Annotated in this window: 12 protein-coding genes; 4 read left to right on the forward strand and 8 right to left on the reverse strand. The window is 76.8% G+C overall.

The features are described 5' to 3' along the window. Positions 1-89: 89 nt before the first annotated feature. Positions 90-2,123, forward strand: a complete 2,034-nt coding sequence (locus tag NRO40_RS23090) for an RICIN domain-containing protein (RefSeq protein ID WP_232791169.1) — start codon at positions 90-92, stop codon at positions 2,121-2,123. Beyond that, entirely contained in the window at positions 2,120-2,824 is a 705-nt protein-coding gene (locus tag NRO40_RS23095; RefSeq protein WP_058943586.1) for a hypothetical protein, read from the forward strand. Before NRO40_RS23090 ends, NRO40_RS23095 begins: the two co-directional genes overlap by 4 nt. Before the next feature lie 97 nt (positions 2,825-2,921). On the opposite strand, the gene NRO40_RS23100 is transcribed toward NRO40_RS23095, so the two are convergent. The 6 genes from NRO40_RS23100 to NRO40_RS23125 all read right to left on the reverse strand — a co-directional run bounded on the left by NRO40_RS23100 (position 2,922) and on the right by NRO40_RS23125 (position 11,751). After that, entirely contained in the window at positions 2,922-3,992 is a 1,071-nt protein-coding gene (locus NRO40_RS23100; protein WP_058943585.1) for a trypsin-like serine peptidase, read from the reverse strand. A gap of 176 nt (positions 3,993-4,168) precedes the next feature. Continuing rightward, positions 4,169-5,293 carry a trypsin-like peptidase domain-containing protein gene (locus NRO40_RS23105; RefSeq protein WP_058943584.1) on the reverse strand — a complete coding sequence of 375 codons (1,125 nt, stop codon included), beginning with the start codon at positions 5,291-5,293 and terminating at the stop codon, positions 4,169-4,171. Then, entirely contained in the window at positions 5,290-8,517 is a 3,228-nt protein-coding gene (locus NRO40_RS23110; protein ID WP_232791168.1) for an ATP-binding protein, read from the reverse strand. The genes NRO40_RS23105 and NRO40_RS23110 overlap by 4 nt, the downstream gene beginning before the upstream one ends. Further along, the gene (locus NRO40_RS23115) at positions 8,498-9,625 is read right to left on the reverse strand and encodes a hypothetical protein (protein ID WP_157901904.1); all 1,128 of its coding nucleotides are present in this window, start codon (positions 9,623-9,625) and stop codon (positions 8,498-8,500) included. Before NRO40_RS23115 ends, NRO40_RS23110 begins: the two co-directional genes overlap by 20 nt. Positions 9,626-9,720: 95 nt before the next feature. Further along, the gene (locus NRO40_RS23120; RefSeq protein ID WP_058943582.1) at positions 9,721-10,803 is read right to left on the reverse strand and encodes a lipase family protein; all 1,083 of its coding nucleotides are present in this window, start codon (positions 10,801-10,803) and stop codon (positions 9,721-9,723) included. Between the two features lie 15 nt (positions 10,804-10,818). Beyond that, positions 10,819-11,751: a DNA/RNA non-specific endonuclease gene (locus NRO40_RS23125; RefSeq protein ID WP_079047273.1), complete on the reverse strand. Its 933-nt coding sequence runs from the start codon at positions 11,749-11,751 to the stop codon at positions 10,819-10,821. Positions 11,752-12,020: 269 nt separating this feature from the next. On the opposite strand from NRO40_RS23125, the gene NRO40_RS23130 reads away from it, so the two are divergent. Then, positions 12,021-12,869: a caspase family protein gene (locus NRO40_RS23130; protein WP_058943581.1), complete on the forward strand. Its 849-nt coding sequence runs from the start codon at positions 12,021-12,023 to the stop codon at positions 12,867-12,869. Between the two features lie 596 nt (positions 12,870-13,465). On the opposite strand, the gene NRO40_RS23135 is transcribed toward NRO40_RS23130, so the two are convergent. Both NRO40_RS23135 and NRO40_RS23140 read right to left on the reverse strand, forming a co-directional pair. Next, positions 13,466-14,086: a CBS domain-containing protein gene (locus NRO40_RS23135; protein ID WP_058943580.1), complete on the reverse strand. Its 621-nt coding sequence runs from the start codon at positions 14,084-14,086 to the stop codon at positions 13,466-13,468. Between the two features lie 91 nt (positions 14,087-14,177). Further along, positions 14,178-15,590: a phosphoribosyltransferase family protein gene (locus tag NRO40_RS23140; RefSeq protein WP_058943579.1), complete on the reverse strand. Its 1,413-nt coding sequence runs from the start codon at positions 15,588-15,590 to the stop codon at positions 14,178-14,180. Positions 15,591-15,824: 234 nt separating this feature from the next. Between NRO40_RS23140 and NRO40_RS23145 the strand changes: the two genes are divergently transcribed. Beyond that, positions 15,825-16,223, forward strand: a complete 399-nt coding sequence (locus tag NRO40_RS23145) for a cell division protein SepF (protein ID WP_058941447.1) — start codon at positions 15,825-15,827, stop codon at positions 16,221-16,223. The last annotated feature ends 30 nt before the right edge of the window (positions 16,224-16,253 follow it).

Here is a 16,253-nt window from a genome sequence, read left to right on the forward strand (position 1 = left end):
GACCAGGGACCAAGGAAAGGTGCACGAACGTGTCCGGACGTCGAAGAATGAAGAAGACCCCAGCCCGAAAGCCACGCCGCCTCATATTCGTGACCGCCGCCGTCGCCCTCATGGCCACCGCCGGAGCCGTCGCGTACCAGGGGGTGTACGCGCCCGACGGCACGCCGGCGGGTGGTGGCGGCGCCGCCGCACCGGCGCTCGCGGCGCCCGCGGCGGCCTCCCCGAGCGCCGCTCCCGAGCCGGCCGCCGAGCCGACCCGCGACGAGGAGCCGGAGCCGATCACCGAGGTGCCGAAGGACGAGCCCGCCAAGGGCCTCGTCTACAAGGGGCTCAAGCCCGCCCCGAAGGACGACACCTGCGAGGGTGTCTACCGCACCGCGAGCGGCCACTGCACGCACGGCCCCGACGCCCCGCCGCCCGGTGTCGACATCAAGAAGGACACCCCGCCGGCGGTGAAGGCCGCCGCCCCCGCCGAGGACCCGGCCCGCGCCGAGGGCCCGGACGGGGCTCCGGCCGGTGAGAAGGCCGTGACCACTCCGGCCCTGGACGCCGCCGCGCTGCCGCGCAAGGCGGACCCGCAGCCGCCCGCCGCCACCCCTTCCTCCGCCGGAGGCCGCACCGCGGCACAGGGGCCCGCCGGGCAGACCGTCCAGTGCGACGGGGACGGTGCCACGGGCAACCGCGTCCAGGTCGTCTACGTCCACGCCCCCGGCCAGGACCGGTACGCCCAGTACCTGCCGTCCTTCCGCAAGTGGGCCGCCGACGCCGACCTCATCTACTCCGAGAGCGCCCGGGACACCGGCGGCGTCCGTCACATCCGCTACGTGACGGCAGCCGACTGCACCCCCACCGTCCTCAACATCGAGGTACCGGCCTCCGCCCTCGCCGAGTTCAGCGCCACCAACCGCGCGCTGGCCGCCAAGGGACTCGACCGCCGCGACCGCAAGTACATGATTTTCGCGGACTCGCAGGTCTACTGCGGCATCGGCACCTTCGCCGGGGACGAGCGCCCCGGCCAGAGCAACCTGAGCAACTTCGGCCCGTCCTACGGCCGTACGGACTCGGGCTGCTGGGGCGGTCACACCGCCGCCCACGAACTGGGCCACAACCTCGGCGCGGTGAACAACAGCGCGCCCAACACCAGCCGCGGCGCCCACTGCACCGACGAGTGGGACGTCATGTGCTACTCGGACACCCCGTACTACCCGAAGATGCGCACCGTGTGCGGCGACCGGGCGTACGAGAACCGGCTCGACTGCAACCACGACGACTACTTCCACACCAGTCCCAAGCCCGGCAGCTACCTGGCCACCCACTGGAACATCGCCGACAACCAGTTCCTCATGGGCCACAAGGGCAACGGCCCCGGCCCGACACCCCACCCGACCCCGACCCCGAGCCCCACGCCGTCCCCGACCGGCGGCACGGGCGGTACGACCGGCCCGGACGTCACCGTAGGCCAGATCGCGCAGGACTCCGCCGTCGTCAGCTGGCGCGCGGTCGCCGGCGCCGCCTGGTACCAGGTGCACCTCGACGGCCGGCCCGTCGGCTGGGTCGACACGACCAGCGCCCGCCTGTACAACCTGAAGCCGAACAGCGCACACACGGTCGCCGTCTCCGTGCGTGACGCCTCCGGCCGCGACACCGCCCCCGGCAGGGCCGCGTCGTTCCGCACCGCCGGCGGCGGGGGCACCACCCCGACGCCGGGCACCCGCTACGTCCTCGCCAACGGCGCCACGGGCAACGCCGCCGAGATCTGGGGCGGCCGCACCGCCGACGGCACCGTCCTCGTCGGCTCGCCCCGCAACGGCTACGCCCAGCAGCAGTGGTTCTTCGACGACGCGGGCGCCGGGTACACCCGGATCCGCTCGGCCGTCTCCGGCAAGTGCCTCCAACTCGGCGGCACGGCCTCGGCCGGGACCTGGGTGGCGCAGCAGCCCTGCCGCGCGGTCGCGTCCCAGCAGTGGCGGATCACCCGCAGCGGCAGCGGAGTCACCGTGACCGCGGGCGACAGCCGGTACGTCCTGGGCGTCAGCAACCGCCCGTACTACGGCTCCTGGCTGATCGAGCTGCAGCACGCGTCGGGCGCCGCCGCCCAGGTGTGGACGGTGCAGCAGCCGTGACCCGCACCCGTACCCCGCGCACCCGCCGTACCGCCGCGGTCACCGCGCTGGCCGGGGCCGCCCTGTGGCTGACCGGCACGGGCACCGCCCTCGCGCACGGCGGCGCCCTGGAGGTCGACGTCACCGGGCAGTCCTCCGGGCGCGTCACCGCGGACGTCACCTGGGCGGGCGACGGCGACCCCGTCGACGAGCGGGTGGCCGCGACGGTCAACGCCGTCAGCGGCGACGGCCGGACCGCGCTCGGCCCGTGGCGGCTCGTCCGGGCCGTCGGTACGCCGACCGGGTACACGACGGTCGAGGCGCTGCCGCCGGGCCGCTGGAAGGTCACCGTCGAGGTGGGGCACCCGGGGCTGGGCCGTGCCCAGCGGGAGGTCACCGTGCCCGCGGGCACCCCGGCCTCCCCGGCGGCACCCGCTTCCCCGGCGGCGCCGGCCGCCGGCACGGCCGCGGTGGCCCCCGTGGCGGGCGGGGAGCGGGCCGTACCCGGAACCCCGGCCTCCGGCACGGCCGCCTCCGGCACGGCCGCGACGAGCACCACCGCGTCCGACACGGACGGGGCCGGTGACTCCGCCGGGCCCGGTGGATCCGGCGGGTCCGGTACGGCGATGGCCGCGACCGCCGCCGCGGTGGCCTGCGTCGCCGCGGCCGGCGCCACCGTGGCCCGCCGCCGCAGGGCCGGGACCGGCGGCGCGGGCCGCTGAACCGGCCGGCCGCCCTCCCCGCCGCGCCCCGGAGCCGCCCGGCTCCGGGGCGCGGTGCGTCCACCCCCGGCCCCGGTGCCCGGCCCGGGCGGGACGTTCACACGTAGTTGAGGCCCGCCTGCCGCACCAGGGGGTCGTCGAGCATCGACCACAGCGGTACCGCGTAGTTGCCGAACCCGTACCGGCCGCCGAAGTGCAGGCCCAGGACGCGGTGGTCGGCCAGGTCGAACACGGGCGAGCCGCTGTTGCCGCCCAGGGTCGAGCAGTCGTGCGTCAGCACGTTCCGCTCCGCCACCAGCTCGTTGGCCGTGCCCGGCTGGAGCCGCTTCACGTTGTAGACGTCCATGAAGATCCGCCGCATCGACTCCGGTTCGTTGCGCCGCCCGTCCCACGCCGGGTGGCCCACCACGTACACCGGGCGGCCCGGCAGGTCGGCGGGGGCGTCCGCCGCGACGGCCAGCGGCGCCGGCAGCGGCGCACCGCCCGGCCCCGGCTCCACCCGCAGCAGCGCCAGGTCGACGTCCTGGTGGACGCCCACGACGTCCGTCACCGTGTACGCCGGTCCGCCGGCGCCCGGCAGCGCACCGTACTCCCGGGTCAGGTCCAGCGCCGCGCCCAGGCCCGGCCGGAACGTCCACGCGTCCCGCCGGTCGCCGGCCGCGGTGAACTCCAGGGCGACGTGCCGGTTGGTCATGACGACGTCGGGCCCGACGAAGAACGCCGTGCCCACCCAGTCGAGGCTGACGTGCCCGGAGACGTCGACCCGGCCCACGCGCGACAGCGACGTGCGGATGGCCGTCCGATGGCCGTTCAGCACCGCCCAGTCGCCCTCCTGCGGCGGGAAGTCCGCGCCCTGCACGAGGATCGCCGGACGGCCCTCCAGCAGGACGATCGCCTCCATGCCGAACGACTCGTCGTCGCCGATCTCGTCGTCCCGTCCCGTGGCGAGCTTCTCCAGCCCCCGCGCCCCCGCCTCCAGCACGCGCTCCCGCTCCCGCTCGGCGAACCGGGCGACGTGCTCGCCTGGCGCCTCGTCCGCCGTCGGCTCGTACGCCGACTCCGGCACCTCCTGCGCCAGTCGCCGCCGCACCCGTTCCGCCACGGCGCCCGGGTCGGCGAAGATCTGTCCCGGCCCGGCCGCGACCGGTGACCCGCTACGGCTGCCCATGTCACTCTCCTCTCGTCTCCCGCCCCCTCCTCTCCGATCTGCGAACCCCTCCTCTCCGGGCTCCTCCTCTCGGGGCCCGTCCTCCTGGGTCCCCTCCCCCTGCCGCCCTCGCGGCTCGCTCCGTCTCCCGCCCGGGTTCCGTTTCTCCCCGCGGTCTCCTGCCGCGGTGCGCGGCCTCAGCCCTGCTGGGCCGCGCCGATCTCGGCGTGCACCGTCGGGGCGTGTCCCGCGAGGTGGGCCATGACGGCCGTCATCTGCGTGCCGACGTTGACGAACGCGGTGTCCCGGCCCTGGAAGTGGACGTCCTCCACACGACGCGTCCCCCGGTGCAGTGCCACCACCAGCCAGTCGTCCGTCAGCACCGGGGAACCGGACGAACCGCCGCGCGTGTCCGTGAAGTAGCGCAGGTCCCGGTCGTCCGCGTCGAACACGAGGTTGTTGCGGAGCGCGACCCGCTTCGGCGCGCCGCCCGGGTGCTGGATGATATTGACGGCCACGACCTCGCCCGCCGCGACCCGCAGCGTCCGCCCCGCGAGCCGCAGCAGGGGCCGCCCCGGGGCCTCCGCCAGCCGCAGCACCGCGTAGTCAAGCTCGGCGTCGGCGGCGACCAGCTCCCGTACGGCGATCTCCGCCGTCTCCGTGTCCTCGCTCTCGTAGTCGAACCTCGCCCGGGTGTGGCGCGCCTGCGCCAGCAGGTCGTCGGGGCCGGCCACGACGCGGGCGCCGCCCGTCGCCGACCGGGCGTTGACGACATGGTGGTTGGTGACCATCAGGTCCGGCGCGACCAGCCAGCCCGTGCCCGCGTGGGGGAAGCCGTTCGGCTGGAGCGGCCGGCCCCCCTCGTACGGCGGTACCTTGAGCCGGGCCACCGCCGCGCCCGCCGCGTCGCCACCGCGCAGGAACCCGAACGGCACGGTGTCGTCCCGGTGGACGATCTCCTCCTTGATCTCCGGCACGGGTCGGCCCGCCAGGACGTCCGGCTCGCCGTTCGCCCCGCGCGCCACGTCGTCCAGGGCCCGTTGGAACACGGCGACCGGCGCCGCCGCCGTGCTCTGCGCGACCGCGTTGCGCAGCCACGTCTCCAGCGGCACCGAACCGTCCACGAGCCGCTCGACGCGGTTCATCTCCGCCAGGTCGGACTGGACCTGGAGCCCCGGCGCGGCCAGCAGCGGCAGGGTGCTCCGGTAGCGGGGCATGATCCCCTGGAAGAGCAGGGGCCGCACCGATGGGTCGGCGAGCCCGGCGTCCACGGCCGCGTCCCGCAGGGCGAGCAGCTCTTCCGGTGACAGGTAAGCGGTCACGCTCCTCCACCTCCCTCGGCCCCGACCCGCAGGGCGGCGGCGACAGCGGCCGCGATCTCGCCGCCCTCGTCGCGCAGCACCAGCAGCCGCCGTGCCAGTTCGTCCAGCGCGCCGCGCTCCCGTACGAGCCGGAGGATGCCGGTGACGTCCATCGGCGACGGCGACGGCGACGCCGGTGGGGGTGGCGGTGGCGGCGGCGGACCACCGGAGGCCGTACCCGCGGTGGGGGTGGACGGGGGCGCGGACGCGCGCGCCGGGCCCGTGGCCCGGGGGGCTTGCGGCGCGCCCGCCGCCGTCCGCAGCACCCCCATCAGCGCGGGCAGCAGCCCCGGGTCGCGCCGGACCGCGCGCCGCAGCCCCTCACCGAGCACCCGCACCACCTCGTCGCCCTCCGGCAGCCCCACCAGCTCCAGGGCGTGGTGCAGGGCCCGCTCGTCCAGCGCGTACACCTGGGACGCCGCCTCCCGCACGAGCGTCGGCTGGTGGGCCAGCACCTCGTCCGGCACCTGGCGCAGCCGCCGCGCCAGCCGCGCGTCCGCGTCCCGGTCCGGCAGGTCCGCCGCGTCGGCGAGCCGGGCCCGGGCGAGCAGGGTGCCCACGGCCTCCAGGTCGTGGCCGAGCCCGATCGCCACGTCCTCCGCGAGCCGCAGCTCCCGGTCGGCGCTGTCGATGTCGCCGTCCCGCTCGGCGAGCCGCGCCGACAGCAGCAGCAGCTCCAGTTCCCGCTCCGGGCAGCCCGCCCCGTGCGCCGCGTCGGCCGCGTCGGACGCCGCCCGCCGCGCCTCGGCACGCCGCCCCGCCGCGCCCAGGGCTTCGGCGAGCAACGGGTGCAGGGCGCTGCACGGCGTCCACGGGCGGCGCTCGGCCAGCCGCGCCAGCGCCGCGTCGGTGAACCCCTGCGACAGCAGGTCCCCCACCTCGCGGGCGGCGATCCGCTCCCAGTCCTCCTGGTCCGCCTCGGCCATCACCAGCTCCGACGCCCCACCGCGGTCCCGGTGCGCCCCGAGCAGCGCCGCCGCGCGCGGACCCAGCTCGTCCTGCGCCCCCTCCAACAGCCGCTCGACGCCCGGGAGCCACCGCTCCTCCACGGTGCGCGGGTCCTCGTCGAGCCGTAGCCGGTGGTAGATCTCCTCGGCCCGCGCCTCCAGCCCCTCCCGCCCGGCGTAGTGGGCCACGGCCCGCCGCTCCACGTCCCGCGCGACGGACGCCGGGTCGCCCGCGGCCAGCCGCAGCATGATCGCCCGTACGTCCGACCGCACCCGCAGCGCCGCCGGGCCCGCCGGCTCCACCAGGTCCAGGCGGGACAGGGCCGCGAACAGGCGCCGCGCCTCCTGCGGTCCGGCGACCTCGACCCCGCACGGCCCGGCCAGCACCTCCTGGACGACCTCCGGCGTGACGAGCCGCAGCACGAGCGCCCCGCGGGCCAGGCGCCGTACGTCGGCGTCGGGGACGTGCTGGAGGACCCGCTCGTACAGGACGCCCTGCACCAGCAGTCGGTCGACGCGGCGGAAGAAGTCCCGCCGCCGCGCCGGCAGGCTGCCGACCAACTCCCGCGCGCCCGCGGCGTCGCCACCCGCCAGCGCGGCGGCCCGCGCCGCGAGCCGCAGGCTGAGCGGGTGCCCGCCCACCCGCTCGGCGAGGACCCGCGCCAGCTCCGGGTCGCGGACCCCGCACGCCAGGAGCAGGTCCACGGACGCCGCCGGGTCGAGGTCGCCCAGCTCGATCTCCCGCGGCCGCGCCCCGGCGGCCGGGTGCGGCACGGGCGCCCGGCCCGAGACGACGGCCCGCACCCGCGGGTAGGCCCCGTACAGCGCGAGGAACACCGCCCACATCCGGCCCAGCGCCGGCGACCCCCGGTACTGGGCCTCCTCGAAGGACTCGATGACCAGCACGAACGGCGGGTCGCCGGGCGCCACCGCCCGCCGCAGCACCTCCCCGACGCGGCGGGACAGCCCGCTCTCCCGCTCGCTCGCCGTCACCATGAACTGCTGCGACGAGCGGCGGCCCGCCCCGGCCCGGGTGGCCGCCAGCCGGTTCAGCTCGACGACCCGCTCCTCGTCCACCCGCTGCCCGCGCGCCGCCTCCTGGCACTCGTCGGCGATCGCGTCCAGGGCCGCCCGGTGCGCCGGGTACTGCACGCCGAGCTGGCGGGCCATCTCCCCGACCAGCGTCACCGGCTCGTGCACCGACAGCGTCGGCCGCTCGAAGTCCACGTACGCGAACGGGAAGGAAAACTTTTGCACCCCGCCGCCCGCGCCGCCCTCGGCCGCCCCACCGCGCAGGCCGTCCATCAGGAACCGGGCGAGCAGCGTGCTCTTGCCGGTGCCGCCCGGCCCGTGCACCACCAGCGGCGGCGGTACGGACGGCTCGCCGCCCGGCCCGCCGATGGGCTCGTGCACGTACCGGCGCAGCTCCTCCAGCTCCGCCGTCCGTCCGACGAACGGCACGCCCGCCAGGCGCTCCAGAGGCTGGAGGAGCCGGGCGAGCTCCAGTTCCCGCCGGATGACGTGCGGATCCGGCAGCCCCGTGACGCCCGGCACGAGCGACAGCCACAGCACGGCCTGGAGGACGTCGGCGAGTTCGTCCGGCCCCACCCCGGCCGTGCGCGGCGCCCGCCCGCGCAGCACGTCCCGGCAGACCGCCTCGGGCCCGGGCTCCCCGGACGCGGCGTCGGCGGCGTCGAGGTTCTCCTCCAGCACGCGCAGCGCCTCGGCGGGCCCGGCGAGCGAGCGCAGCGCCTCCTCCCTCACCTGCGGCTTCAGCGACCACTCGGGGCGGTCGGCCACGCCGGTCGCGGTGCAGTCCGCGGTCAGTTCCGTCAGGGCCCGCCCGGTCGGTTCGCGCTCGTCCGGCAGCCGCAGCCGCCTCGGGTCGAACGAGGTGAGCAGGCAGGCCGCCCGGCGGTAGCCGAGCCGGGCGTCCGGCACGGCGTCCGGGGAGCCGGTCGCGGGGCGCAGCTCCTCCCGCAGCCGCGAGCGGAACAGCTCGCTCAGCGCGGCGGCGGCACCGGGGTCCGGACGCGGGCCGGCGGCCGTACGGGGACCGGCGGACGCCGAACCGGTGGCGGGACGGTGGCCGGCGGCCTCGGGGTCGGGGTCCGGTCGGAGTCCGGTGGGCCCGGGGCCCGCTGGTGCCGGCCCGGAGCCGTTGTGGCCCGGGGCCCACGGGCCGGCGGCGCCGGTGGACACCGACCGGCCGGAGCCGTCAGAGGGACCGGCAGACACGGACCGCTCCCTCCACCGCGGTACCGAGCCGGCGCATGTAGCTCTCGCCCGCCCCGCCGGCCGCCGCCGCGAGGACCTCCTCCACGGCGACGTCGACCAGCGCGGCCAGGGCGGCGTCCCGCTCCCCGGCGGCGAGGGCGGCCAGCGAGGGCGGCGGCTGCTCGCGCAGGTACCGGTCGAAGAAGGCCCGCACGTCGACCGGTCCGGCGGGCCGGGCCCGGTCCCAGCACAGGCTGTGCCGCAGGTCGTGCGGGAGCTGGCGCATGGCGGGGCCGTAGCCGAGGAGGACCAGGCGGGGCGCCTGTTCGCGCCGTACCGGCTCGTGCTCGTAGATGGCGAGGGCGAGCTGCCCGATGAGGTCCCACACGTCGGAGCCCGGATCGAGCCGGTCGCAGTCGTCCAGCACGAACCAGAACAGGTCCTCCGCGCCGGTCGCCTGGCACACCACCCAGTGCACCGCCTCGTCGAGCGCGGGCAGCAGGTCGTCGAGCCCGGTCGGGACGGGCGGCGCGACCCCGGCGCGCGGGTCGGCGACGAACGCGGCGAGGCGCCGCACCACCTTGGTGGCGGTCGTCGTCGGCTCCAGCATGATGCGGGCCGGGCGGAAACCGCGGTGCTGCGCGAGGTGCCGGATGAGGGAGTACGTGTACGAGCGGCCGCTGTCGGGCTCGCCGTCGACGAGGAGCACCGACTTGTGGGCGTCCGCGACGAACGCCCGCAGCGTCTCCCGCAGGTCGTCGCGGTCGAGGAACACCTCGCTGCCACCGCGCAGCACGCAGGTGCGGAAGACGTCCTGCGCGTCGTGCGCGGCGGCGTCCCGTTCCAGCTGCGCGAGGAACCCCTCGGCCACCGTCACGTCCGGCAGGTTGCGCAGCCGGTCGTCGAGGACCAGTGCCCGCAGGAGCCGCACCTGCCCGGCGATCGACCTGCGCGAGGCGTACACCAGGGCGCGGGCGTTGTGCGAACTGACGGAGGTGAGGGGCAGGTCCGCGACGAAGTCGGCCGGGAAACCGGCCCGGCGGAGCTGCGCGTGCGGGTCGGTCGAGTCGAGGAGGTACTCACGCGCCCACTCGGTGACCTCGTCCCACTCGGGGGTCTCCAACGGCATTCAGCACCTGCCACATCTCGCCGCCCGCCGGTCGCCCTCCCGTCCGCCACGCCTCCCTCCGGCCCCCTTCCGCCATGGTCACACCGGGGTGGGGGTCATGCAATTCGGTCGAGGACCCGGCGGATCGGCTCCCGCACCAGCGGGTCGGCGAGGTACTCGCACACGCCGTGGTGGTTCTCGCTGCCGTTGACGACCAGCAGGTCGGTGACCCGGCCGGGCGGTCCGTACTCGGGCCGCAGTGTGTGGTCCAGCGCCACGAGGTCGCGGGCGTCGGAGGCGTTCAGCCACAGCCGCGTGCCCGGTGGCACGGCGGGCGGCACCGCCAGCAGGTCCTGCACCTCACGGATCGCGAGGGGCGAGCCGAGCGTCACGAACAGGTCGACGGGGATGTCCCGCGACGCCAGCACCTCGTACGCCACGATGCTGCCCAGGCTGTGGCCGACCACCACGAGCGGGCCGCCGCCGTCCCGGTCGCGGGCGTCGGCGGCGGCGGCCAGCGCGTCCGCCACGACCTGCCGCACCGCCGGCCCCACGCCGCCGAAGAAGTACGTGTACACGTCCTCGAAGGAGTGCCGGACCAGCTGCCGGAACAGTGCCGTGCGGGCGGGCCGGGGGAGCGGCAGGGCCCGCGGCAGGGGCTCGGCGCCCCGTCCGGGGCGCGGTTCCTCGGCGAGGGCGAGCGCCTCCGCGAGGTACGTCATGCCGTGCAGCCACGCGCCGAGCGGCGCCCCACCGGCGGCGCCGGCCGGCGCGGCACCGGAGCCGGTGCCGGTGCCCGGGCCGGCGGACCTGGTGCGGGCCGTCCGCGCGGCGGCCGCGGCGGCGGTGCGGGCCGCGAAGTGGGCCGGGTCCTCCAGGGCCGGCCGCGCCGGCACCTCCGCGCCCGGCCCTCCCGCCGCACCACTCGACTCCGCTCCGTCCTCCGCTTCGGAGCCCGGCCCTGCTTCCGCTTCTGCTTCCGCTTCCGCCTCGGCTTCGGCGACCGCTCCGGGCCGTCCCTCCAGCGGGTCGGACGCGGTGTCGGGGAGGGTGGCGGGCCGCAGTACCGGAGCCCAGTAGGCCAGGTGCGACACGTTCCCCGCGTCGCGCCCGAACAGCGCCCGGTCCCACTGCGCCCTGAGCAGTTCGGCACGCGGCTTGGGGCCGCTGCCGTGGACGTACACGATCCGGGGTCGCATCGGGCCTCCCGCGCCTCAGATGTCCATCACGGTCTCGTCGGGTGCCTCCAGGCGCCGCCACCGCGCCTCCGGGGAGCGCGCCGCCGGCATCAGGTCGGCGCCCGGCAGGGACCCGAGATCGAGGCCGGTGAGCACCGCCACGTCGGCGACCGGCACCTGGTACGTCCGGAAGGCGCCCAGCGGCGGCGGGGCGCCCGGCACGGCCCCGGCCAGCGCCCGGTCGGCGTCCCGCGTCAGGTCGGGGCTCTGGTCCAGGACGTACGCCGTCGCCGCCAGCCGCCCCTCGTGGACGAACACGGCGACCTTCCAGAAGCGCAGCGGGACCTGTACGCCCCGGTAGGGCGGGTCCGCGTCGTGCAGGACCGGACCGGTCAGCACGGTGAGCTTGCGGTCGTGCCGCGCGGCGTGGTCGAGGAGGTGGTTCTCCAGCCCCTGCCAGACCTGCTTGCCCTGGTTGAACACGTCGGCCTGGGGCGCCGCGTTCGTGTAGTGGAACGTGTCGGCGTCGGCGCGGTGGGCCACGGCGACGGCGCCCCACACCGGGTCCAGGCGACGCACGAGGTGGCCCCGGTCCAGGGAGTTGTTCCGGTACACCTCGGGGCCGGCCTGCCAGTCCTCGGCGACGCGCGGGTCGTACCGCCACACGTCGTCGCGCGGCACGTCCTCCACCAGCCGCGCGCCGTCGACGCACACGGCGGTGGCCGCCGCGAGCCGCCGGTCCGGCCGCAGCACCACGCTGAAGTGCGTGTACGGCAGGACGACCGTCTCCACACCGGCCGCGGCGAGGCGCGGCAGCGGGACCACGGGGCCCAGGAACGCCTCGTCGTACCCCGTGCGGTCGGCGAGCGCCCCGACCCGGCCCTCCGGCGCGGCCCCGCCCTCCGGCCCGCCGTGGCCCTCCTGCCCGCCGTGGCCCTCCGGGCCGTCCCGATCATCGGATGGGATCATGATCTGACCAGTACCGCGCGGGGGCCCGCCCGCAACGGACCCGCCGCCCACGCCACCCCATCAGCGCACCCATGGGGCGGGTCGTGCCGGACAGGTCGGGCTCGCGGCGCCAGGTGCGCGCCCGCCGCGTCGAGCCGATCCGGCGGGCACCCCCTGGGCGGGCCGTTCAGGGGGATTTCCGGCCCGGCCGCCGCACCCGCGGTTCGCCCGGCCGCCGCGTACGGAAGGGATGCGGACGACCACGCCCACCGCCCGCGCGAGGAGCCCCCATGGCCGCTGCCGGCCTTTCCCTGCACATCGGCCTCAACACCGTCGACCCCGCCCGCTACGACGGCTGGGACGGACGGCTCGCCGCCTGCGAGAACGACGCCCACGACATGGCCGCCCTGGCCCGTGCCGCCGGCTTCTCCGACACGGTCCTGCTCGGCGCCGACGGCACCGTCGAGAACGTCACCACCGCACTGCGCGCCGCCGCGGACCGGCTCCGCGACGGCGACGCGCTGCTCCTGACGTACTCCGGCCACGGCGGGCAGGTCCCCGACGTGACGGGCGCCGACGACGAGCCGGACGCGCTGGACGAGACGCTGGTGCTGTACGACCGGCAGTTCCTGGACGACGAGCTCAACCGCGAACTCGCCCGGTGCGCCGACGGCGTGCGGATCCTGGTCCTGCTCGACTGCTGCCACAGCGGCAGCGGCATCGAGGTACGGGAGCTGCCGACACCCGAGGCCCTGGACGCCCAGTTCGGCACGGCGGACCCCGCCGGCATCGAGGCGGCGTCCCGGCTCATGCCCCTCGCCCGGCAGGGCGCGATCTACCAACGGGACAAGGACTTCTTCCAGGGGCTCCAGCGGGAGCTGCGCACCGGTGACGGGCGCCCGGCCGACGCGGTGCTGATCTCGGCCTGTCAGGACAACCAGCTCGCCTCGGACGGCCGGGTGAACGGCGCCTTCACCGGGACGCTGCTGGACGTGTGGGACCGGGGCGCCTTCCGCGGCGACCACCGCGCCTTCCACCGGGCGATCCTGCGCCGGATGCCCGCGAACCAGAGCCCGAACCTCCATGTGTCCGGCCACCCGCCGGAGGCGTTCCTCGCGGAACGCCCCTTCACGGTCTGACCGCCGACCGCCGACCGCCGACCGCCGACCGCCGACCGCCGACCGCCGACCGCCGACCGCCCGACCGCCCGGCCGTCGACCGCCGGCCGTCGATCGCCGGTCCTGCGGACGCCCGTGTCGCCGGTCCTGCGCCGCCCGTGCGGCCGGCCTTGGGGATCGCCGTGCCCGCGTGAATGAGTGCCTGAGTGCCTCAGCCGAAGAGCGACCGGACCCGGATCGTCCGTACGGGCCGCTCCCGCCACGACGCCGCGCGTCCGGTCCGCCGCGTACCGCTCTCCGCCCCGTGCGCGGGCAGCCGCCCACCCGCAGCGCCGCGCCCACCCGCAGCACCGCGCCCACCGGCGGCCGGGCGGTCGCCCGTCGTGGGGCGGTCGCCACTCGCGGGGCGGCCGCGTCCGGTCCGCCGCTCCTCCGGTCCGCCACGTTCGGCCGCGGGCGGGGATCCCGCGGATTCGGCCACGGGCCGTCGTCCGGTCCGCTCGGCCGCCGGTACCGGACCGGTCCGCTCCGGCTCTCGTCCTGGTGTCCTCGTCACCGCGCCACCTCCTTCGCCCCCCTACATCTTCCGGCCCGCGCGCCTGCGCCCCGGCCCGCCGTCACGGCACCGGCGACACCCGCCCGGTGTCACGTCGGGGCGCCAGCCCTGGCAGCACCGGATACGGGGCCGGTGGCGCCGGGGCCCGGCCGGGCGGCGCGGCGGTCCGGCGGCCGGCCAGCGCGCGGACCACGTCGGCGGCCGTGAGCAGTCCGGCCAGCGTCCCGCCGTCCGCCACCACGGGCAGCGCGTCGCAGTCGTTGGCGTCCATCACGTCCACCGCGCGGCGCACCGGGTCGCGCTCGTGCAGCACCACGCACCGCCGGCCGCGGACGAGGCCACCCGCGTACCGCCGCGACAGCGTCACCGCGGGCGCCGCGCACACCGCCGCCACCTCGGCCCGGTCCAGCACACCGGCGCAGCGGCCGTCGGGCAGGACCACGAGCAGGTGCCGTTCACCGGTCCGTTCCAGCAGTTCCCAGCAGACGAGGAGCGTCTCCCCGGCCGCGACCGCGACGAGCGGAGTGCGCATCACGTCCCCGACCCGCCGGTCGAGCAGCGGTACGGTCCCGGCTCCCGGCGGCGGCTCCCCGCCCGGGCCCGGAACCTCGGCGCGGGCGGCGGGCCCGGGGGCGTCCCGCGCCGGCGCGTGCATCGTCATGACGGCCTCCCAGGCTGTCACCGCCGGAAGGTGCCTTCCGGCGTCGCCTTCCCTTCCACTGTGGGCCCTCCCGGGGCTGGTGCAAGAGGGCCGGACATGCCTCCTCCGCCTCTCATCCCGCACGTGCGGGCCCGGGCCGCGGAAGGTGGCCCAGGAACCAGGCGGCGGCCAGCTGTTCGACCTGCTCCATGGCCCCGGGCTCCTCGAACAGGTGCGTCGCGCCCGGCACCACCTCCACCGCGTGCTCGCAGCGCAACCGCCCGGCGGCCCGCCGGTTCAGCGGCAGCACCGACGCGTCGGCCCCGCCCACGATCAGCAGCACCGGCGCGCGCACGTCGTCGAGCCGGGCTCCGGCGAGGTCCGGCCGGCCGCCGCGGCTGACGATGGCCGCCACGTCCGCGTCCGGCTCCGCGGCGGCGGTCAGCGCGGCCGCCGCGCCGGTGCTGGCTCCGAAGTAGCAGACCGGCGGTGCCTGGGCGCGGCGCAGCCAGGCCGTCGCCCGGGCCAGCCGCCGGGCCAGCAGCGGGATGTCGAAGACCCGCTCGCGGTCCTCACCCTCGGTCTCGGTGAGCAGGTCGAACAGCAGCGTGCCCAGGCCCTGCCGCTGGAGCGCCCGCGCGACGGCGCGGTTGCGCGGGCTGAGCCGTCCGCTGCCGCTGCCGTGCGCGAAGACCACGACCCCCGGGGCCCGGTCGGGCAGCACCAGGTCACCTGCGAGGCGCACGCCGTCGGCCACGACCTCGACGGGCCCATCGGCCACCGCCGGGCCCGCCACGCCCTCCCCGTGTGCGGCGCCTTCGCCCCGGACCCCGCTCGCGCGTCCGCTTCCCCCCTCGCCCGGGCTTCCGCTTACGGTTCCGTTTCCGGTTCCGTTGCCGGTCTCCGGCGTGGGCGGGCCGTGGAGCGCGAGCAGCTCGGCGACCTCCTCGTCACTCGTCTGGGTGAAGTCGTCGTACCACTGGCCCACCGAGCCGAACCCGTCCGGCGACGCCAGGCACACCACCTCGTCCGCCTCCCGCCGCAGCAGCGCCACCGCCTCGCGCGGGGCCACCGGCACGGCGACCACCACGCGGGCCGCACCGTGCGCCCGGGCGACCCGGCAGGCCGCCAGGGCGGTCGATCCCGTCGCCACCCCGTCGTCGACCAGTACGGCGGTGCGCCCTCGGAGCGGCACCCCGCCGCGGTCGCGCCGGTACCGCCGCAGCCGCGCCTCCAGTACCGCCCGCTCGGCCTCCTCCACCCGCGTCCGGTCGTGCTCGCCGACCGCCGCGGCCCGTACGACGGCGTCGTTGAGGATCCGCACGCCGTCCTCACCGATCGCGCCGAAGCCCAGCTCCGGCCGGGACGGCACACCCAGCTTGCGCACCACGAGGACGTCCAGGGGGGCGGCGAGCGCCTCGGCGACCCGGTGGGCGACGGGAACGCCGCCGCGCGGCAGTCCGAGGACGACGGGGTCGCGCGGGTCCGCCGCCGCCACGGCGGCGGCCAGCCGCCGGCCGGCGTCCGCACGGTCCGTGAACCGCATGCCGCCCTCCCGCCCGTTCTGTCGGGGGTGCCACCGGAGCGCGTATTTCCGCTTTCTTCTGCTTCTTGCCGGTTCCTTCTGGTTCCTTCTGGTTCCTTCCCATCGTAGGCACGCCGTCCGCGCGCGGCAGGAGCACGCCCCGGCGGCGTCCGTCGCCGAACCGGTATGGCGACACGCCGTACACGCGCCGTGTCGCAGTTGGGCCGAACGGGTGAGGGAGGCGAGGATGGGCCCATGAGTAGGTACGAGAGGTACGACGTCACCGACGAACAGTGGGAGGGCCTGGCGCAGGTCGTCCCGCTGCGGGGGCGTGACGAATGGCCGTCGAGGGTCGACCACCGCACGTTCCCCGAGGACTCCGAGGCCGGCGCGCAGCGCCGCATGGTGGTGCTGCGCGTCCAGGTCTTCGCGGACGCGCGGGAGGTCGCCGAGTACCTCGTCGCGCAGATCCCGGTGCTGCTGGACCTCACCAGTGCCGAGACCGACGTCGCCAAGCGGATCCTGGACTTCAGCAGCGGCGTCGTCTTCGGCCTCGGCAGCGCCATGCACCGGGTCGACCGGAACGTCTTCCTCCTCGCCCCGGCGGGGACGGAGGTCGAGGGCGCGGCCGCCGCGGCCGTCCCGCACGCGTAGCTCGTTCGTAGGAAGCCTGTTCGGGCGGAA

The organism is Streptomyces changanensis (assembly GCF_024600715.1).
GTDB classification, from domain to species: Bacteria; Actinomycetota; Actinomycetes; order Streptomycetales; family Streptomycetaceae; genus Streptomyces; species Streptomyces changanensis.

Excerpts from the sequence above, each read along its gene's own strand:
- NRO40_RS23120 (WP_058943582.1), bottom strand. The coding sequence starts at position 10,803 with ATGCGACCCCGGATCGTGTACGTCCACGGCAGCGGCCCCAAGCCGCGT.
- NRO40_RS23115 (WP_157901904.1), bottom strand. The coding sequence starts at position 9,625 with ATGCCGTTGGAGACCCCCGAGTGGGACGAGGTCACCGAGTGGGCGCGT.
- NRO40_RS23130 (WP_058943581.1), top strand. The coding sequence starts at position 12,021 with ATGGCCGCTGCCGGCCTTTCCCTGCACATCGGCCTCAACACCGTCGAC.
- NRO40_RS23140 (WP_058943579.1), bottom strand. The coding sequence starts at position 15,590 with ATGCGGTTCACGGACCGTGCGGACGCCGGCCGGCGGCTGGCCGCCGCC.
- NRO40_RS23100 (WP_058943585.1), bottom strand. The coding sequence starts at position 3,992 with ATGGGCAGCCGTAGCGGGTCACCGGTCGCGGCCGGGCCGGGACAGATC.
- NRO40_RS23125 (WP_079047273.1), bottom strand. The coding sequence starts at position 11,751 with ATGATCCCATCCGATGATCGGGACGGCCCGGAGGGCCACGGCGGGCAG.
- NRO40_RS23145 (WP_058941447.1), top strand. The coding sequence starts at position 15,825 with ATGAGTAGGTACGAGAGGTACGACGTCACCGACGAACAGTGGGAGGGC.